Genomic DNA, 15,082 nt, shown 5'->3' with positions numbered 1-15,082 from the left:
ATGAGTGACAACCGGTCAGCGGACTTTCAGGTTCGGTAGGCGAGGATGGGGCCATGCGAGTCCTCGTCGTCGACGATGAGAAACGGCTGGCCCGGTCGCTGCGAGCGGGCCTGGTGGCCGAGGGTTTCGCGGTCGACGTGGCGCACGACGGGGTGGACGGACTCTGGCTGGCGCGGGAGAACAGGTACGACGTGATCGTCCTCGACCTGATGCTGCCCGGGGTCAACGGCTATCAGGTGTGCGCGACGCTGCGGGCCGAGAAGGACTGGACCCCGATCCTGATGCTCACCGCCAAGGACGGCGAATGGGACCAGGTGGAGGGGCTCGACACCGGCGCCGACGACTACCTGACCAAGCCGTACTCGTTCCCGGTGCTTCTCGCCCGGCTGCGCGCGATCGCCCGGCGCGGCGCCCGGGAACGCCCGACCCAGCTCGAGGCCGGTGACCTCCGGCTGGACCCGGCGGCCCGGCGGGTCTGGCGGGGCGACACCGAGATCGAGCTGACCGCCCGGGAGTTCTCGCTTCTCGACTTCCTGGCCCGCCACCGGGACGACGTGGTCTCGAAACGGCAGATCCTGGACGCGGTCTGGGATGCCGACTTCGACGGCGACCCGAACATCGTCGAGGTCTACGTCCGGCACCTCCGCAACAAGATCGACAGGCCGTTCGGCCGGGAGGCGATCCGGACGGTGCGCGGCGCCGGCTACCGGTTGGGCGGCGACGGTGGCTGACCGCCGCGCCTCGGTGCGGTTGCGCACCACCGCGGCGGCCGTCCTGGTCGTCGCCGCCGCCCTGGTCGTCGGGGCGGTCACGCTCGTGCTGCTGATGCGCGACTCGTTACGCGACGGCCTGGAGAACACCGCCGAGCAGCGCGCCGCGGCGCTCGCCGGGGTGCTCCGGACGGGGCTGCCGGCCGACGAGCCCGCCGGCGACGAGGACGACCCGGGGCTGGCCTGGCAGGTGCTCGACCGCGGTGGGACGACCGTACGCTCCTCCGGACCCCGGCCCGACCGGCCGTACGCCGTGGTCACCGAGGAGGCCGGCGACTACACCGTCGCGGTCTCGATCTCCCTGGAGGAGGTCGACGACTCCACCGCGGCCCTGATGACGCCCCTGCTGGTGGGCCTGCCGCTGATGCTGCTGCTGGTCGGCGGGGTCACCTGGGTGGTGTCCGGCCGCGCCCTCGCCCCGGTGGAACGCATCCGGCGCGAGGTCGAGGAGATCACCGCCGACCGGCTCGACCGGCGGGTCCCCGAACCACCGCCCGGTGACGAGATCGGCCGGCTCGCCCGGACGATGAACCGGATGCTGGCCCGGCTCGCCGATTCCCGGGCGAGCCAGCAGCAGTTCGTCGCGGACGCCTCGCACGAGCTGCGGTCGCCGCTGGCCAGCATCCGGCAGGCGGCCGAGGTCACCCGCGACCATCCCGGGGCGCTGCCGGAGGGCGAACTGGCCGAGACCGTGCTGGACGAGGCGGCGCGGATGCAGCGGCTCGTCGAACAACTGCTGCTGCTCACCCGGCCGGACGGCCCGGCCGGCGCGCCGCCGCCGCGCGACGTCGACCTGGACGACCTGGCCCTCGCCGAGGCCCGGCGGGCCCGCCGGGCCGGCTTGCGGGTCGACACGTCCGGGATCGGGCCGGGGCGGGTACGCGGCGACGCGGCGACGCTCGGCCAGGTGGTGCGCAACCTGGTCGACAACGCCGGCCGGCATGCCCACGCGACGGTGGCGGTCACGGTGCGCGACACCGGCGGCGCGGTCGAGCTCCTCGTCGACGACGACGGCTCGGGCGTGCCCGCGGAGCAGCGGGAACGCGTCTTCGAACGGTTCGTGCGGCTGGACGAGTCCCGCGCCCGCGACGCCGGCGGCAGCGGGCTGGGCCTGGCGATCGTCCGGAAGATCGTCACGGCGCACGGCGGCACCGTCACGATCACCACCTCGGAGCTCGGCGGTGCTCGCGTTCAGGTGAGGTTCAGCGAGGCCGGTGCAGGGTGTGGGCATTCCGATTCCGTGTTCGAGGAAGGCCACCAGCAATGAACAAGCCCCGCAAGCGCATCGTCATCCCCGCCGTCGCCCTCGTCGCCGCGCTGGGCGCCGGCAGCCTCGTCTGGGCCACCGCGGCCGGCGCCGACGTGCGCGGCGGCGAGCGGGACCGGGTCGCGGACGCGGCGCTGCGGGCCGTCCCCGGCACCGTGCTCGACGTCGAGACCGACGACGACGGCGGGGCGTACGAGGTCGAGGTGCGCAAGCCCGACGGCACCGAGACGGAGGTCGTCCTGGACAGCGACCTCAAGGTGATCGCCGAGGCACCCGGCCCCGCCGACCGGGTGCTCACCGACGCCGACCGCACCGCCGCCGGGCAGGCCGCCCTGACCGCGGTCCCCGGCGGCACCGTCGTCGAGGTGGACGCCGGCGACGACGGGGCGGCCTACGAGGTCGAGGTGCGCGCCGCCGACAACACCAGGTGGGACGTGGACCTCGACGCCGCCTTCAAGGTGCTCGGCAAGACCGCCGACTAGCCCCGGCTCAGTCGGCTAGCCCCGGCTCAGTCGGCGAAGAGCTCGTCCGGACGGTACGGCCGGGCGCCGGCCCCGGTGTGCGCGACGATCCTGATCGCGTCCGTCCGGCCGCCCTCGGCGCCCGGCCACCACGCCACCCACCAGCCGTCGCGGACGCTCGCGCGGACCGTCCGGCCGTCCGGCAGGGCGATGTCGACGCCGGTCACGTCCGCGGCGACCCGCCCCGCCGCCTGCGAGTACCACCGGCTGCCGGAACCCGTCGCGCCGAGGCCGCCGTCCAGCGTCACCCGGCCGTTCGCCGGCCGCGGCGGTTCCTCGCCCCGGTCGCCGCTGAGGCGTTCGGCCCCGGCCGGGTGGCCGGTGCCGAGCGAGGAGCAGATGATCAGCGGCCCGTCGCGCAGCCACATGATCAGCAGGACGGTGACCCCGCGACGCTCGGCCAGGACGATCTCCCCCGGTGTCCCCCGGCCGCCGTCGTCCCAGGACCGGGCGCATTCGCGGGCCGCAGCCAGCGACTCCGGGCCGGGCACGCCGCGCGGCACGGCCGTCCACGACGCGTACGCCGCGTCGCCGTCCGGCAGCAGCGCCGGCACCCCGATCGCCGCCCCGGCCGCCAGCACGCACGCCACGGCCAGTCCGGTCGCGAGCCGGCGCGCGACCGGACGGCGTACGGCAGCCGGGGTTCTCATGGTCCTCTCCAGCCCGGCCCGGGCACGCGACCATTGCGCCGCGGTGGGTTCCCGGCCGGCCGCCGGGTCGAGGGTGGCCAGCCGGTTCAGGTCGTGATCCATGTCCGCTCTCCGATCGTCGCGGCGGGATGCGCCGGTTCCAGGGCCTTGCGCAGTCGTTCGCGGGCGCGACCGAGCCGCATGCTGAACGCCGACCGCCGGCAGCCGAGCACGCTCGCCGCCTGATCACCGGTCAGCCCGTCGAACGCGACGAGCGCCAGCACCTCCCGGTCCGCGGCGCTGAGCGTCCACCAGGCACGGATCAGGTCGACGCGGTCCGGCGTGGCGTCCGCCTCGGCCGGCCGGTCCTCGACCATGCGCAGGTCGACCACGTTGCGGCGGCGCAGCCCGCGGTTCTGGTTGGCGATCGTCTTGCGGGCCACCCCGAACAGCCACGGCCGCGCGTCCGGCGGCACGTCCCCGATCCGCCGCCACGCCACCAGGAACACGGTCGCGACGACGTCTTCCGCCTCGGCCGGCGGTACCCGCCGCTCGGCGAACCGCAGGAGGTCCGCATACATGGCGGTATGCAGCTCCCGGAACCGATCCTCGTCACCTTCCATACCCGGTACCTGTCCGCGGCGGGCCGGGGTGCCACAAGTTCATCCGCGGGCGGATCGCGGGTCGGCTCGGCGCATGGCTCGCATGCTGCCACGGCCGTCGCGCCGAAGAAATCCGGCTCGTTCGCGGCCGGCGGAACGGCCTCACCAGGGCATCCGGCGGGGGCCACCCGATCGGACAGATTCGATGAGCCATTCCACCTATGGCGATCGATCGGCTTGATCGTTAAAAGTGGCTCTCGAAGATCGGTCGCGTTCCGGCCACGAGCCCGCACGACCGATTCACGTCAACACGGGGGAAACACCATGGTTACCGAACACCGCCGGAGTCTGTCCAAATCACGGCATCGGGGGGCTTTTGCCCTGTTCGCCGTCCTGACTGTCCTCACCGCCGTGTTCTCCGGGGCGGGCCCGGCCCAGGCCACCACCGACTGCGCGGGGCACCGGTCGCTCAACCTGCCCGCGCACCAGGACGACGACCTGCTCTTCATGAACCCGGACATCCAGAAGGACATGGATGCCGGCCGGTGCGTGCTCACCGTCTTCTTCACCGGCGGCGACGCCGGCCGGGACACCAGCTACTGGCAGGGCCGCGAGGCCGGTTCGCACGCCGCGTACGCGCAGATGGCGGGCGTGCCGGACCAGTGGGAGCGGCGTACCGAGACGATCAACGGCCAAGCCCTGGTCTTCGACGAGCTCGCGGGCCGGCCCGACATCGCGCTGATCTTCCTGCGGCTGCCCGACGGCGGCCGGGGCACCGGCTTCCCCGCCACCGGCAACGAGAGCCTGCAACAGCTGTGGACCGGCGCCATCCCGACCATCCACTCGCTGGACGGCGCCACCTCGTTCACCAAGACGAGCCTGAACAACACACTGGTCACGATCATGCACAACTACCAGCCGGACGTCATCCGCACGCTCGACTACGTGGGCCAGTACGGCGACACCGACCACAGTGACCACCACACGTCGGCGTACTTCTCGCTGGCCGCCCACAAGCAGTACTTCTCGGGGCCGCACCAGGTCTTCGCCAACATGGCCTACCCGAGCCAGAACCAGTCGGTGAACCTCAGCCTCAGCGTCGAGGACCGGGACCGCAAACTCGCGACCTTCATGGCGTACGCGGTGCACGACGACTACGTCTGCCAGACCACCGAGGCGTGCCTCGCCGGCAACTACGCCCCGTGGTTCTCCCGCCGCTACAGCACCGCCTCCGAGACCGGTGGCCGGCAGAACGCCACGATGGTCGGCACCATCACCGCCTCCTCGCAGAACACGTCCACCAACCAGCAGGCCGCGAAGGCCGCCGACGACGTGGTGAGCGGCTCACCGACCGACTCCACCAAGGAGTGGGCCACCACCGGTGGCAAGGCGGGCAGCTGGATCCACGTCGCCTGGCCGACCCAGCACACCATCGACACCCTGGTGCTCTACGACCGGCCCAACGTCAACGACCAGGTCACCGGCGGCACGATCTACTTCAGTGACGGCGCCCCGGTGAGCGTCACCGCGCTGCCCAACAACGGTTCGGCGATGGTGGTCAAGTTCGCTCCGCACCGGGTCAGCAGCCTGCGTTTCACCATCAACACGGTCTCGAGCACGACCGCCAACGTGGGTCTGGCCGAGATGCAGGCGTACACCGCCAACGTCGCCACCCAGGCGTTCGTCTCGGTCTCCTCGGAGAGCACCGGCAGCCAGCAGCTGGGCGTCAAGGCGGTCGACGGCTACGCCTCCGGCACCCCGGCCGCCCCGACCCGCGAGTGGGCCACGGTCGGCGGCAAGACCGGCAGCTGGCTCAAGCTCGACTGGAAGTCGCCGCGCACGATGACCCGTGTCGTGCTCTACGACCGGCCCAACACCAACGATCAGATCACCGGCGCGACGTTGACCTTCGACAACGGCGACACCGTCGCGGTGCCGGCCCTGACCAACAACGGGGCCGCGACCACTGTCACGTTCCCCGAGCACACCACGAGCAGCCTCGTGCTGACCGTCACCTCGGTGAGCACGACGACGGCGAACGTGGGCCTGGCCGAGATCCAGGTCGAGCCCTGACCACCCGCACCACCCGCCGGCGCGGTCGTCAGGAACTCTGACGGCCGCGCCGCCTGGTGTAGTGGCTGCGATATTTGGCCCGGTTGCCGCAGGCCGCCATCGAGCACCAGCGGCGCCCGCCGGCCTTGGACACGTCGTAGAACCGCAGCCGGCACCCGGGGTCGGCGCATTCGCGGATCCGCGCCGGGTTCTCGGCCAGCAGCCGCAGGTATTGCTCGGCGGCCTGCCAAGCGGCGAGCCAGCCGGGCGTGTCGGTCTCGACCACGCTCGCCGGCCCGGCCGCGGTGAGCAGGCGGCGGATCCGACCGTGGCGCAGCGTCTCGTTGAGCATCTCCCGCGCCCGCTCCGGTTCGCTCGCCGCCGCCCGGGTCAGCGCGTCCAGCGCCGCCCGGGTGGCCAGCAGCGCGTCGAGAGTCTCCGCCGACTCCGGCACGGTGCCGGCGAGACCGGCCGAGGACAGCCAGATCGCCAGCCCGCCCGGCGAGGCCAGCAGGTCGTGCTCGCCGTCGTCGCCGACCCAGCGGGTGTTCACCAGGTCCAGCGGCAGGGGCTCCCCGAGCAGGGGGCGCGGGTCGGCTTGTGCGCTCATCGACGCCATCCTAACCGGCTAAACATCTTTTACAGGTTGCCGCTCCCAGGTTCAACCGTTAAAGTCGACTTCACCGGTTGCCCTCCGTCCGAAAGGCACCCCATGAGCGCTTCCTTCGCCACCGGCCACGTCGGGCTCAACGTCACCGACCTGGACCGGTCGCGGGCGTTCTATACCCGCCTCTTCGACTTCGAGACGCTCGCCGAGGGCGCCGACGACAACCGCCGCTGGGTCTTCCTCGGCCGGCGCGGCGACCTGATGCTCACCCTGTGGCAGCAGAGCGAGACCTCGTTCTCCACCACCACGGCCGGCCTGCACCACCTGTCCTTCCAGGCCGAATCACTCGACGACCTGACCCGGGCCGAGGCGGTCCTGCGCGAGGCGGGCGCCGACTTCGCGTACGACGGAGTGGTCGCCCACAGCGAGGGCGCCGCCTCCGGGGGCATCTTCTTCACCGACCCCGACGGCATCCGCCTGGAGATCTACGTCCCGGCCGGCACCGAGGGCGCCCCGGCCCCCGCCGGTGCGGCCCCGACCTGCGGGTTCTTCTAGAGATGTCGCCCTACCACCGGGGCGAGCTGGCCGCCCAGGAACGGGCCGGCGTGCTCGACGAGGCGGCCCGCGTCTCCGTCCTCATCGGTGCCGAGCTCCCGCGGGTCGCCCGCGCCTTCCTGGCCGAGCAGCCGATGCTGGTGATCGGCGCCACCGACGGTGCCGGTGACGTCTGGGCCACCATGCTGACCGGCGAGCCCGGATTCATCACCGCCACCGGCCCGTCCACGGTCGAGATCGCCGCCGCCCCGGCCGCCGGCGACCCGCTGCGGCCGATCCTCAGCGGGCCGGCCCGGGTCGGGATGATCGTGATCGAGCCCGGCACCCGCCGCCGCGTCCGGCTGAACGGGACCGCCCGCCCCACGGCGGACGGGCTGCGGATCGATCTCACCCAGGCCTACGCGAACTGTCCCAAGTACATCCAGAAGCGCTCGCCGCGGCGGGTCGCGACCACCCCCGGCGAGCCCCGGGTCGGCCCCGAGCTCAGCGCCGAGGAGGTGGGCTTCGCCAGCGTGGCCGACACGTTCTTCGTCGCCACCGCCGACCTCGACGGCAACGCCGACGCCTCGCACCGCGGCGGCAACCCCGGCTTCCTGCGGGCGCTGAGCCCGACCCGGCTGCGCTGGCCCGACTACGACGGCAACTCGATGTTCAACACCTTCGGCAACCTCGAGGTCAACCCGCGCGCCGGCCTGCTGCTGCCGGACTGGACCACCGGCACCCTGCTGCACGTCACCGGCACCGCCGTCGTCGACTGGGACCCGCGGCACGCCGCGACCGTGCCCGGCGCGCAACGCCTGGTCGACTTCACCGTCACCCGCGTCGTCCGGACCACCGGCGCCACCCCGCTGCACTGGAGCACCCCCGAGCTCTCCCGGTTCAATCCGCCGGTCCCGGCCGCCCCGGGGGCTGCCCTATCGTGACGCCATGAGCCGACGGCGCCCCGCGGTCCTGGTGGAACTGCTTCTGCTGACCGCGGGCATCGTGCTCTTCCTGCGCCTGCGCGCACTGACCGGCACGAGCCGCACCGCCGCCACCGCCGACGCGCACCACCTGCGGTCCATCGAGGACCGCGGCCACCTGGACATCGAGCCGGCGACCAACCGATGGCTCACCGACCACCCGGCCCTGATCCCACCCGCGGTGTACGTCTACCGCCTCTACTACCTCGTGCTGCTGGGCGTGCTGGTGTGGCTGTACGTCCGGCACCGCGAGGTCTACCGGCCGGTCCGCCGTACGCTGCTGGTGATGCTCTTCCTGGCCCTGCCGGTCTTCTGGGCGTGGCCCGTGTCGCCGCCGCGTTTCGCGGCACCCGGCACCGTCGACGTCGTCGCCGAGCACGACATCGTCCGCGACACCGCCGCGCACGACCTCGCCCGCTCGCCGAACTTCCTGGCCATGCCCAGCATGCACGTGGCCTGGGCGGCCTGGTGCGCCTACGCGGTGTGGACGGCGCTGCGCCCCGGCCATCCACGGGCGGCTCTGCTGGCGTGGGGCTGGCCGCTGTTGATGACCGCCGTCGTCCTCACCACCGGCAACCATTACGTGCTCGACGTCGTCGGCAGCGCCGTCCTGCTGGCCGCCGCCGTCGCCGCCACCCGGTTGCTGTCCGCGATCTTCGCCCGGGCGCCGCTCGCCGGCCGGAGCCCGGCGGCCTGAGCCCGGCGGCCTGAGCCCCGCTCAGTACTCGTTCTTGATGACGAAATAGGAGCCGCGGATGGTGCCGGCGAGCTTGGACCTCTGCCGGGCGAACTTGAACGCGCCCAGTTCCTCGGGCACCTCCATGCCGTCCGAGAGTTTGAAGCCGACCGCCCGTTTGCCGCCGTCGTCGACGGTGTACATCACGTTGATCGACAGGCCGCTCTCGTAGAAGACGTACGCCGTCCGGATGTTCTCGACCTGGAACGCGGTCGCCTCGAGCGGCCGCGAGGAGATGACCAGGCCCCGCTCCTGCTTGAGGATGCGGTGCACCCACTCGACGGCCGGCCCGGCGGCGGCGGCCGGTTCGACCGTGAAGACGTGGTCGTACTTGTTCTTGAAATACCGGGCCTCGTTGGCCCGCAGCCCGGCGAGCGCGTCGGCAACCGGCGACGACTCGAGGCCGGTGGTCGAGACCGTCCCGAAATCCACGACATAGCTCATGACTGGTTCCTCCGCGGATGTGCCGGGCTTCCTCGCCCCGGCCGACCTACCGTCGCCGCCCGGTCCGGGTCAGGTGGTCGTCACCCCGTTCTCGCCAGGGTGGCGATCCGGGCCCAGGCGGGTGACGAGGCCGCGGCGGTCAGGGCGGCCAGCTGGGCGATCACCGGGTCCCGCGGGTCGGGCTCGGGACCGGTGGCGCGCCCGGCATACCACCGCCTGGTCCGCTCGGCCACCCCGGCCAGCCGCGGATCGTCGGCGGACCAACCGAACGCGGCGTCGTAGTCGCGGTAGAGCTCCAGGAACTCCGGGTCGGCGACCGCCTCGAGCTTGCCGTCGATCCACCCCTCGGCCGGCTCGGGGGCGGCGCCGCGCATCAGGATCCACAGGTCCCGCTCGAGTCGTACGGTTCGTTCGCTGATGCCGTTCTCGCGCAGCAGTTCCAGGTAGCCGGCGACCTTCGCCGGGACGAACAGCCGGTCTCCGCCGCGCAGCTGGGCGATCCGGTGCCGGGCCCGGTCGATCTCCTGGGCGCGCCGGCTCAGCGCGAGGTCGATCTCGTCGACGGCCGCGGCGAACCGGTCCGGTCCGGCGGTGAGCAGTTCCTTGATCCGGGCCAGCGGCACTCCCGCCTCGGCGAGCGTCCTGATCTTCACGAGCTGGATCGCGTGCCCGGCGTCGTACCTGCGGTAGCCGGAATCGTCGCGGGGTGGTTCGGCGAGCAGGCCCCGATCGTGGTAGACCCGCACCGCCTTGACGGTGGTGCCGGCGTAGCCGGCGAGCTGGCCGATGGTCAGCAGATGTCGGGCACCGGTCATGAGCCGCATGGTGTCAGACCGGGGTACGCCGGGTCATCCGGCCGCCGGAGCATCGGTACGCCGCGTCGTCGTGGTACGAGACCAGGTAGTACGACGGGAGGCCGGCCAGCGGGATCCCGGCCGGGGCGAACAGGCCCGCGCCGACCGGCACGTACCGCTGCGGCGGCGCCGTGAAGGGGCCGCCCACGAAGCCGGTGAAAACGCGTTCCTGGTCGTCGTCGGCCGGTTCGTAGGTGACCTGTTCCACCAACTCGCCGCCGTCCGCGCGGACGTCGATCCGGAGTTGGTTCGAGCGGTACGTCCCGGCGTACCCGGCAAGGTCCAGGTCTTGTCGGGTGAAGCTCGGCGCCGGCACCTCGGTGAACTGTCCGACCAGGTCGAGCAGCAGATCGTCGAGCAGTTCCAGAGCGCGCCCGTCGTTGCCGTAGGCGGCGAGGACGAGGTCGTGCTCGGGGACGACGGCGAGCACCGCGATGCCGCCGGGTGAGGCCCCGGTCATGGTCAGCACGGTCGTCGCGCCCATCGACCGGACGAGCCAGCCGAGCCCGACCGGTGTCGTGCCGGGCGTTCCCATGTCGTGCGTGACCGTGGCCATCCGGGCGACCGACGCCGCCGACAGCACCCGCCGGCCGGCCGGGGACACCCCGCCGGCGAGGTGGACCCGGCCCAGCGTGAGCAGATCCTCGACGGTGCCGATCGGCGTCGCCCCGGCCGGCCCCCACGTCGCCGGCAGCATGAACATGCCGGTCGGCCGGACCTCCCCGGTGGCCGGGTCGGCGAAATGCCCGACCGCGGTCGGGCGCCGGACGGCCTTCTCCGCGCCGGTGCACGCGTCCGCCAGGCCGGTGGCCGCGAAGATCTCTTCCTCGAGCAGAGCATGGTACGGGCGGCCGGTGACCACCTCCAGCAGCCGGCCGGCGACGATCATGCCGCCGTTGGAGTAGCTGACGTGCCGGCCGGGTTCGAACAGGCTGCCGCACTCCCGGCCGAGGCGCTCGACGTACGCCTGGAGCGCGCCCGGCCCGGCGGCGTCCGGGAAGAACAGGTCGGCGTCGATCCCGCTGGTGTGCGACAGCAGGTGCCGGACCTGGATCCGCTCCGCCGCGCCCGGGGTCGCCAGCCGGAACTCCGGCAGGTAGCGGACGACCGGCGCGTCCAGGTCGAGGACGCCGCGCTCGACCTGGCGCAGCACGAGCATGGTGGTCATGACCTTGGTGATCGAGCCGAACAGGAAACCGGTGTCCGCCCGCATCGCCGCTCCGGTGGCGGTGTTCGCCACGCCGTGGGCCACGCGGACCTGCTCGCCGGCGTGGTGGACGCCGGCGACAACTCCGGGAACACCGGTCGCCGCGCAGAAGGCGGCGATCTTCTCGCTGAGGTGCTTCGCGTCGTTCATGCCACGATCCTCGAGCCCTGCCCCTGGGGCAGGGTCAAGCCTTGCCGCTCACCGTGATCCGGCGGCCACCAACGTCGCGGTGATCGGTTCGAGTTCGGCGATCAGTTCGGCGAGCTCGGCGGCGGTGAGAGCGTCGTACGGCGGGGCCGCGAGCTCGTCGGTCAGGTCCTCGACGCGCTGCTGGATCTCCCGGCCGGCGTCGGTGAACCGGCCGTCGGCGTCGATCAGCCCCCGCTCGCGCAACCCGGCCATGACCGCGGCCAGCCGCTCGGCCGGCAGGTGATGGATCCGCCCGAAGGACTCGGCCGGGTAGACACCCGCCGCCAGCGCGCTGATCACGTGCGCCTCGGTCCCCCCGAGGCCCGCACCGAGCAGGGCCGCGATGTGCCCGTCACCGCGGTGCTCCCGCAGCATCGTCGCGCTGTGCCAGAGCCGGGCGACCGGCTCACCCGGCAGCGCGAGGGTGCGCATGCCGGCGTACATCATCCGCCCTTGCGTGGGTGCGCTGATCGCCGCCTTGGTGGTCAGGTCGGCGGCCCGCGCCAGACCCGCCGACCCGGCCGTCCCCGCCCCCAGGATGCGCCGCAGGGAGGCGGCGCTGCCCCGCTCCCGCGCGGCGACCGACGCCTCGGGCGGGATCGTCGCCCACGCGCTCGGGATGTGCCGGGCCGCCTCACCCTCGGCGAAGTTGTAGAAAGCCGCGTGCACCACCTGCGCCGGCACCCGGCCCAGCGGCGCGGCCCGGCTCGCGAAATAGCCGTCCCAGTAGGTGCGGTGGCCGAGCGCCGCCAGCTCCTCGTTGCACTCGTCGGCGAAGAAGGTGACCAGGCAGATCGGCTCCAGCAGCTCGAACATGCGACGGGCCAGGCTTGCGCGGGTGGTGGTCACGGGTTTCCCTCCTCGGCGGGCGCCTTCGCCCGCTCATGTCCCTTCCACGATCGGCCGGGCCCGGATCCGACAGTGCTGCCCTGGTTTCCCGGCCGGAACGGGGCCAGGGTGGCGCGGATCCGCTCGCCCGCGCCCCAGTCGTCGTCGAACTGAGCCAGCACGGCGAGATGCTGCCGCAGCTGGATGATCGGCATCCGGGCGGGCCAGCCCCGGTCGAGCGAGGTCAGCTCCGCGTAGAGCGGGAAGAACCGCTGCGCCTCGGCCGGCGGCGAGGTGGTCCACAGGTGGGCGAGGTCCACCTCGGCCCACATGTACGACACCGCCGGGTCGATGAGCGCGGGCCGGCCGTCGGAGGTCGCCAGCACGTTCTGCGCCCACAGGTCGCCGTGGGTCAGGCAGGCCGGCCGGTCCGGCAGCAACTCGGGCAGCCGGTCACACAGCCGCTCCAACGCCGCCCGGTCGCCGGCGTCCAGCGCGGCCTCGACCCGGGGCTCCCCCAGCCAGCGGAGCAGCCGGTGCTCGGCGAAGAACCGGAAACCGTCGCCGGCCCAGGTGTTGACCTGCCGGCGCCGGCCCAGCCAGTTGTCGCGATGCCAGCCGAAGCGCGGGTGGACCGTACCCAGGTGCAGGCCGGCCAGATCATGGGCGAACCGCTCCCAGAAGGCCGCGCTCCGCGGCCGGGGCCGCAGCACCGACAACACCAGCAGTTCCCGGTTCGCCAGGAGCACGTCGGGGGTCACCACACCGTTCGCCCGCAGCACCGCCAGCCCCTCGGCCTCCGCCGCGAAGACGTCACTTTCCGGCGTGTCGTCTTGCGGCGTGTCGTCTTCCGCAGGGTCGTCTTCCGGAGGGTCGTCGAATGCTTTGACGAACACCGGCGGCGCGTCCCGGCGGGTCGCTATCCCGGCGAGCGCCGCGAGCCCCCCGGAAACCGGCTCCACCTCGGTGATGTCGGTCATGCCGGACCTTTCCAGGCCGGCCCGCAGGAACGATGCCGAACCCACCACGAAAGCCTCCTCGTCCAGTCATTGATCCGCAGACCCCCGGGACCCCGTAATGCCATCAGAAGGACAGGCAATCACGGAAGGGCGGTCGCGTACGTGACGCCGGCGCACTCGGATCATCCGGTAGTTCCCGGCCGCCCGACCAGTTCGGGACCCGGACGATATCGACGCGTCGCCTATGTCCAGTTCGACGACCGCGACGGGTACGAACCGGACTGGTCGACCTCGCGGCACCGCCGACGCCGGCGCTCGGGCCGCACCGGCCTCGTCCTGCTGGCGATGAGCGCGGTCGCGGTCACCGCGGGTGCGATCTTCGCGGTCAGCGGCGGCGCCCAACCGGCCACGGTGCCGGTCGCGGTCGACGCCGCGCTTCAGCGACCGGCCGCCGCCGCTTCGGAGTTCTCGACGTCCGCCGCCCCCGCTGCCCCCGCTGCCCCGGCGAAATCCAAGGTCCGCACGCCGTCGTCGAAGGCGTCGTCGCGCACCACCCGGCCGCCCCGGCCGGTGTCGGGCCTCAACCAGACACAGATGAACAACGCCGCGGTGATCGTCCGGGTCGCCCAGGACCGTGGCCTGCCCCGCCAGGCGATGCTGGTGGCCATGATGACCGGGCTGCAGGAATCCGGCCTGCGTAACCTGGCCAACCCGAAGGTCCCGGACTCGCTCGACCGCCCGCACGAGGGCAGCGGCGACAACTTCGACTCGCTCGGCGTCTTCCAGCAGCGCCCCAGCCAGGGCTGGGGCAGCGTCCCCCAACTGATGAACCCGCGGTACGCCGCCGACGCGTTCTACGAGCGGCTGCTCAAGGTCTCCGACTGGGAATCCCGGACCCCCGGCGACGCGGCCCAGGCCGTACAGCGCTCAGCCGTGCCGGACGCCTACGCCGAACACGAGAACCGGGCGGTCAAGGTCCTGGACGCTCTCTTGTGAACCCTTTCGCTCAGCCCTCTCGGTCGGCCCTGTCTCTCAGCCCGGCAGATAGGTCCGCAGGACCGCCATCTGCTCGGTGCTGACGAACGAGGGATTGGCCGCCTGCGGTTGGCGCAACACCTCGAGAGCGGCAAGCCCCTCATCGGAGCGCACCAGGTCCCGATGCACCCGCTGCTCCTCGGTCAGCCAGCGCAACTCCAGCGGCACCCGCAACTTGCCGTCCATCACCGCAGCCGGACCGCCGAGCTCACCGACCGCCCAGACACCCGGCGTCACCCGGCGCCGATCCCCGCTCACCCAGAGGACCACCGGCTGCCCCGCCGCCATCAGCCGCGCCCGGTACCCGGCCCGCACACACCACCGCCGAACCGGCTCCCGCCGCCCCGCCACCTCGGCGATGTCGGACGTCTCACCGTTGGCCTTGAGGAGCCAGGCGCCAAGGTCTTCCAAACTCACGGCACCCACGGGACGCTATTCGCCCGCCACGTCGGGCTCAGCCACTTCCCCCTCATGAACCGGCGAGGACGTGTACAGCTCCACCTCCCAGTGCTCGACGAGCGTCTCATCCTCCTCGTCCGCCTCGAGATAGCTGCGCACCCGAACCCCGAGCCCCAGCCGATTCGCCGCCCGCAGGTGCTCCGTCACATCCTCGATGCTGGTCAGATAATGCGTGGCAATAAGGTCAGGCTGCTCGGTGCTTTCGTAGACATCAGTCACGCCACCAGCGTAGAAGGCCCAAAACCCCACCCCCGTGCCGCACTCCCCCACCCCACCGTGCTCCGGCGAGTCCCGCCCCGCCCTGCCGCCCTGCCGCCCTGCCGCCCTGCCGCCCTGCCGCCCTGCCGCCCTGCCGCCCTGCCGCCCTGCCGCCCTCGCCCTCGCCCTCGCCCTCGCCCTCGCCCTC

The 15,082-nt window shown here is 72.6% G+C and carries 18 protein-coding genes; 8 read left to right on the top strand and 10 right to left on the bottom strand.

Annotated features, from left to right (window positions below; genetic code table 11):
- Positions 1–53 precede the first annotated feature (53 nt).
- The 3 genes from Afe05nite_RS33215 to Afe05nite_RS33205 are packed head-to-tail and all read left to right on the top strand — an operon-like array spanning position 54 to position 2,519.
- Positions 54–731 (top strand): response regulator transcription factor, encoded by a 678-nt coding sequence (locus tag Afe05nite_RS33215; protein ID WP_203821235.1) that lies wholly within the window; start codon positions 54–56, stop codon positions 729–731.
- Positions 724–2,037: a sensor histidine kinase gene (locus tag Afe05nite_RS33210; protein ID WP_203821234.1), complete on the top strand. Its 1,314-nt coding sequence runs from the start codon at positions 724–726 to the stop codon at positions 2,035–2,037. The genes Afe05nite_RS33215 and Afe05nite_RS33210 overlap by 8 nt, the downstream gene beginning before the upstream one ends.
- Positions 2,034–2,519: a PepSY domain-containing protein gene (locus tag Afe05nite_RS33205; protein WP_203821233.1), complete on the top strand. Its 486-nt coding sequence runs from the start codon at positions 2,034–2,036 to the stop codon at positions 2,517–2,519. The genes Afe05nite_RS33210 and Afe05nite_RS33205 overlap by 4 nt, the downstream gene beginning before the upstream one ends.
- Before the next feature lie 26 nt (positions 2,520–2,545).
- On the opposite strand, the gene Afe05nite_RS33200 is transcribed toward Afe05nite_RS33205, so the two are convergent.
- On the bottom strand, positions 2,546–3,310 hold the full coding sequence (locus Afe05nite_RS33200) for a hypothetical protein (RefSeq protein ID WP_203821232.1): 765 nt from the start codon (positions 3,308–3,310) through the stop codon (positions 2,546–2,548).
- On the bottom strand, positions 3,295–3,810 hold the full coding sequence (locus tag Afe05nite_RS33195) for an RNA polymerase sigma factor (RefSeq protein WP_203821231.1): 516 nt from the start codon (positions 3,808–3,810) through the stop codon (positions 3,295–3,297). Before Afe05nite_RS33195 ends, Afe05nite_RS33200 begins: the two co-directional genes overlap by 16 nt.
- 303 nt (positions 3,811–4,113) lie before the next feature.
- Here Afe05nite_RS33195 and Afe05nite_RS33190 point away from each other — a divergent pair, with 303 nt between their 5' ends.
- Positions 4,114–5,862 carry a PIG-L family deacetylase gene (locus tag Afe05nite_RS33190; protein WP_203821230.1) on the top strand — a complete coding sequence of 583 codons (1,749 nt, stop codon included), beginning with the start codon at positions 4,114–4,116 and terminating at the stop codon, positions 5,860–5,862.
- 28 nt (positions 5,863–5,890) lie between these two features.
- Here Afe05nite_RS33190 and Afe05nite_RS33185 read toward each other — a convergent pair whose 3' ends face one another.
- Entirely contained in the window at positions 5,891–6,451 is a 561-nt protein-coding gene (locus Afe05nite_RS33185) for a CGNR zinc finger domain-containing protein (RefSeq protein ID WP_203821229.1), read from the bottom strand.
- A 102-nt stretch (positions 6,452–6,553) separates the two neighbouring features.
- Between Afe05nite_RS33185 and Afe05nite_RS33180 the strand changes: the two genes are divergently transcribed.
- Genes Afe05nite_RS33180 through Afe05nite_RS33170 form a run of 3 tightly spaced genes read left to right on the top strand, consistent with a single transcriptional unit; the run spans position 6,554 to position 8,662 of the window.
- Entirely contained in the window at positions 6,554–7,003 is a 450-nt protein-coding gene (locus Afe05nite_RS33180) for a VOC family protein (RefSeq protein WP_203821228.1), read from the top strand.
- Between the two features lie 2 nt (positions 7,004–7,005).
- Complete coding sequence (locus Afe05nite_RS33175; protein ID WP_203821227.1) at positions 7,006–7,926, top strand: pyridoxamine 5'-phosphate oxidase family protein; 921 nt, start codon at positions 7,006–7,008, stop codon at positions 7,924–7,926.
- Between the two features lie 4 nt (positions 7,927–7,930).
- A complete protein-coding gene (locus Afe05nite_RS33170) occupies positions 7,931–8,662 on the top strand; it encodes a phosphatase PAP2 family protein (protein WP_203821226.1) in 732 nt (243 codons plus the stop codon).
- Positions 8,663–8,683: 21 nt separating this feature from the next.
- On the opposite strand, the gene Afe05nite_RS33165 is transcribed toward Afe05nite_RS33170, so the two are convergent.
- The 5 genes from Afe05nite_RS33165 to Afe05nite_RS33145 all read right to left on the bottom strand — a co-directional run bounded on the left by Afe05nite_RS33165 (position 8,684) and on the right by Afe05nite_RS33145 (position 13,251).
- Complete coding sequence (locus Afe05nite_RS33165) at positions 8,684–9,145, bottom strand: DUF8821 family protein (protein WP_203821225.1); 462 nt, start codon at positions 9,143–9,145, stop codon at positions 8,684–8,686.
- A gap of 80 nt (positions 9,146–9,225) precedes the next feature.
- Entirely contained in the window at positions 9,226–9,960 is a 735-nt protein-coding gene (locus Afe05nite_RS33160) for a MerR family transcriptional regulator (RefSeq protein WP_203821224.1), read from the bottom strand.
- A gap of 13 nt (positions 9,961–9,973) precedes the next feature.
- A complete protein-coding gene (locus tag Afe05nite_RS33155; RefSeq protein WP_203821223.1) occupies positions 9,974–11,356 on the bottom strand; it encodes a serine hydrolase domain-containing protein in 1,383 nt (460 codons plus the stop codon).
- A 48-nt stretch (positions 11,357–11,404) separates the two neighbouring features.
- Positions 11,405–12,244 (bottom strand): SCO6745 family protein, encoded by an 840-nt coding sequence (locus tag Afe05nite_RS33150; protein WP_239118383.1) that lies wholly within the window; start codon positions 12,242–12,244, stop codon positions 11,405–11,407.
- A complete protein-coding gene (locus Afe05nite_RS33145; protein WP_239118382.1) occupies positions 12,241–13,251 on the bottom strand; it encodes a fructosamine kinase family protein in 1,011 nt (336 codons plus the stop codon). Before Afe05nite_RS33145 ends, Afe05nite_RS33150 begins: the two co-directional genes overlap by 4 nt.
- A gap of 93 nt (positions 13,252–13,344) precedes the next feature.
- Between Afe05nite_RS33145 and Afe05nite_RS33140 the strand changes: the two genes are divergently transcribed.
- Complete coding sequence (locus Afe05nite_RS33140) at positions 13,345–14,178, top strand: hypothetical protein (RefSeq protein WP_239118381.1); 834 nt, start codon at positions 13,345–13,347, stop codon at positions 14,176–14,178.
- Positions 14,179–14,214: 36 nt separating this feature from the next.
- Here Afe05nite_RS33140 and Afe05nite_RS33135 read toward each other — a convergent pair whose 3' ends face one another.
- Entirely contained in the window at positions 14,215–14,634 is a 420-nt protein-coding gene (locus Afe05nite_RS33135) for a hypothetical protein (RefSeq protein WP_239118380.1), read from the bottom strand.
- 15 nt (positions 14,635–14,649) lie between these two features.
- Entirely contained in the window at positions 14,650–14,895 is a 246-nt protein-coding gene (locus tag Afe05nite_RS33130; protein WP_203821221.1) for a phospholipase D-like domain-containing protein, read from the bottom strand.
- Between the last annotated feature and the right edge of the window lie 187 nt (positions 14,896–15,082).

Source organism: Paractinoplanes ferrugineus (assembly GCF_016862195.1).
GTDB lineage: Bacteria > Actinomycetota > Actinomycetes > Mycobacteriales > Micromonosporaceae > Actinoplanes > Actinoplanes ferrugineus.
The sequence above is the reverse complement of the archived record's forward strand: the minus strand, read 5'-3'. Positions and strand labels throughout refer to the sequence as shown.

What these genes read in the sequence shown, in the direction of transcription:
- Afe05nite_RS33155 (WP_203821223.1), bottom strand. Translation starts at nt 11,356, where the DNA reads ATGAACGACGCGAAGCACCTCAGCGAGAAGATCGCCGCCTTCTGCGCG.
- Afe05nite_RS33190 (WP_203821230.1), top strand. Translation starts at nt 4,114, where the DNA reads ATGGTTACCGAACACCGCCGGAGTCTGTCCAAATCACGGCATCGGGGG.
- Afe05nite_RS33215 (WP_203821235.1), top strand. Translation starts at nt 54, where the DNA reads ATGCGAGTCCTCGTCGTCGACGATGAGAAACGGCTGGCCCGGTCGCTG.
- Afe05nite_RS33200 (WP_203821232.1), bottom strand. Translation starts at nt 3,310, where the DNA reads ATGGATCACGACCTGAACCGGCTGGCCACCCTCGACCCGGCGGCCGGC.
- Afe05nite_RS33195 (WP_203821231.1), bottom strand. Translation starts at nt 3,810, where the DNA reads ATGGAAGGTGACGAGGATCGGTTCCGGGAGCTGCATACCGCCATGTAT.
- Afe05nite_RS33165 (WP_203821225.1), bottom strand. Translation starts at nt 9,145, where the DNA reads ATGAGCTATGTCGTGGATTTCGGGACGGTCTCGACCACCGGCCTCGAG.
- Afe05nite_RS33170 (WP_203821226.1), top strand. Translation starts at nt 7,931, where the DNA reads ATGAGCCGACGGCGCCCCGCGGTCCTGGTGGAACTGCTTCTGCTGACC.
- Afe05nite_RS33175 (WP_203821227.1), top strand. Translation starts at nt 7,006, where the DNA reads ATGTCGCCCTACCACCGGGGCGAGCTGGCCGCCCAGGAACGGGCCGGC.
- Afe05nite_RS33185 (WP_203821229.1), bottom strand. Translation starts at nt 6,451, where the DNA reads ATGAGCGCACAAGCCGACCCGCGCCCCCTGCTCGGGGAGCCCCTGCCG.
- Afe05nite_RS33205 (WP_203821233.1), top strand. Translation starts at nt 2,034, where the DNA reads ATGAACAAGCCCCGCAAGCGCATCGTCATCCCCGCCGTCGCCCTCGTC.
- Afe05nite_RS33180 (WP_203821228.1), top strand. Translation starts at nt 6,554, where the DNA reads ATGAGCGCTTCCTTCGCCACCGGCCACGTCGGGCTCAACGTCACCGAC.
- Afe05nite_RS33160 (WP_203821224.1), bottom strand. Translation starts at nt 9,960, where the DNA reads ATGACCGGTGCCCGACATCTGCTGACCATCGGCCAGCTCGCCGGCTAC.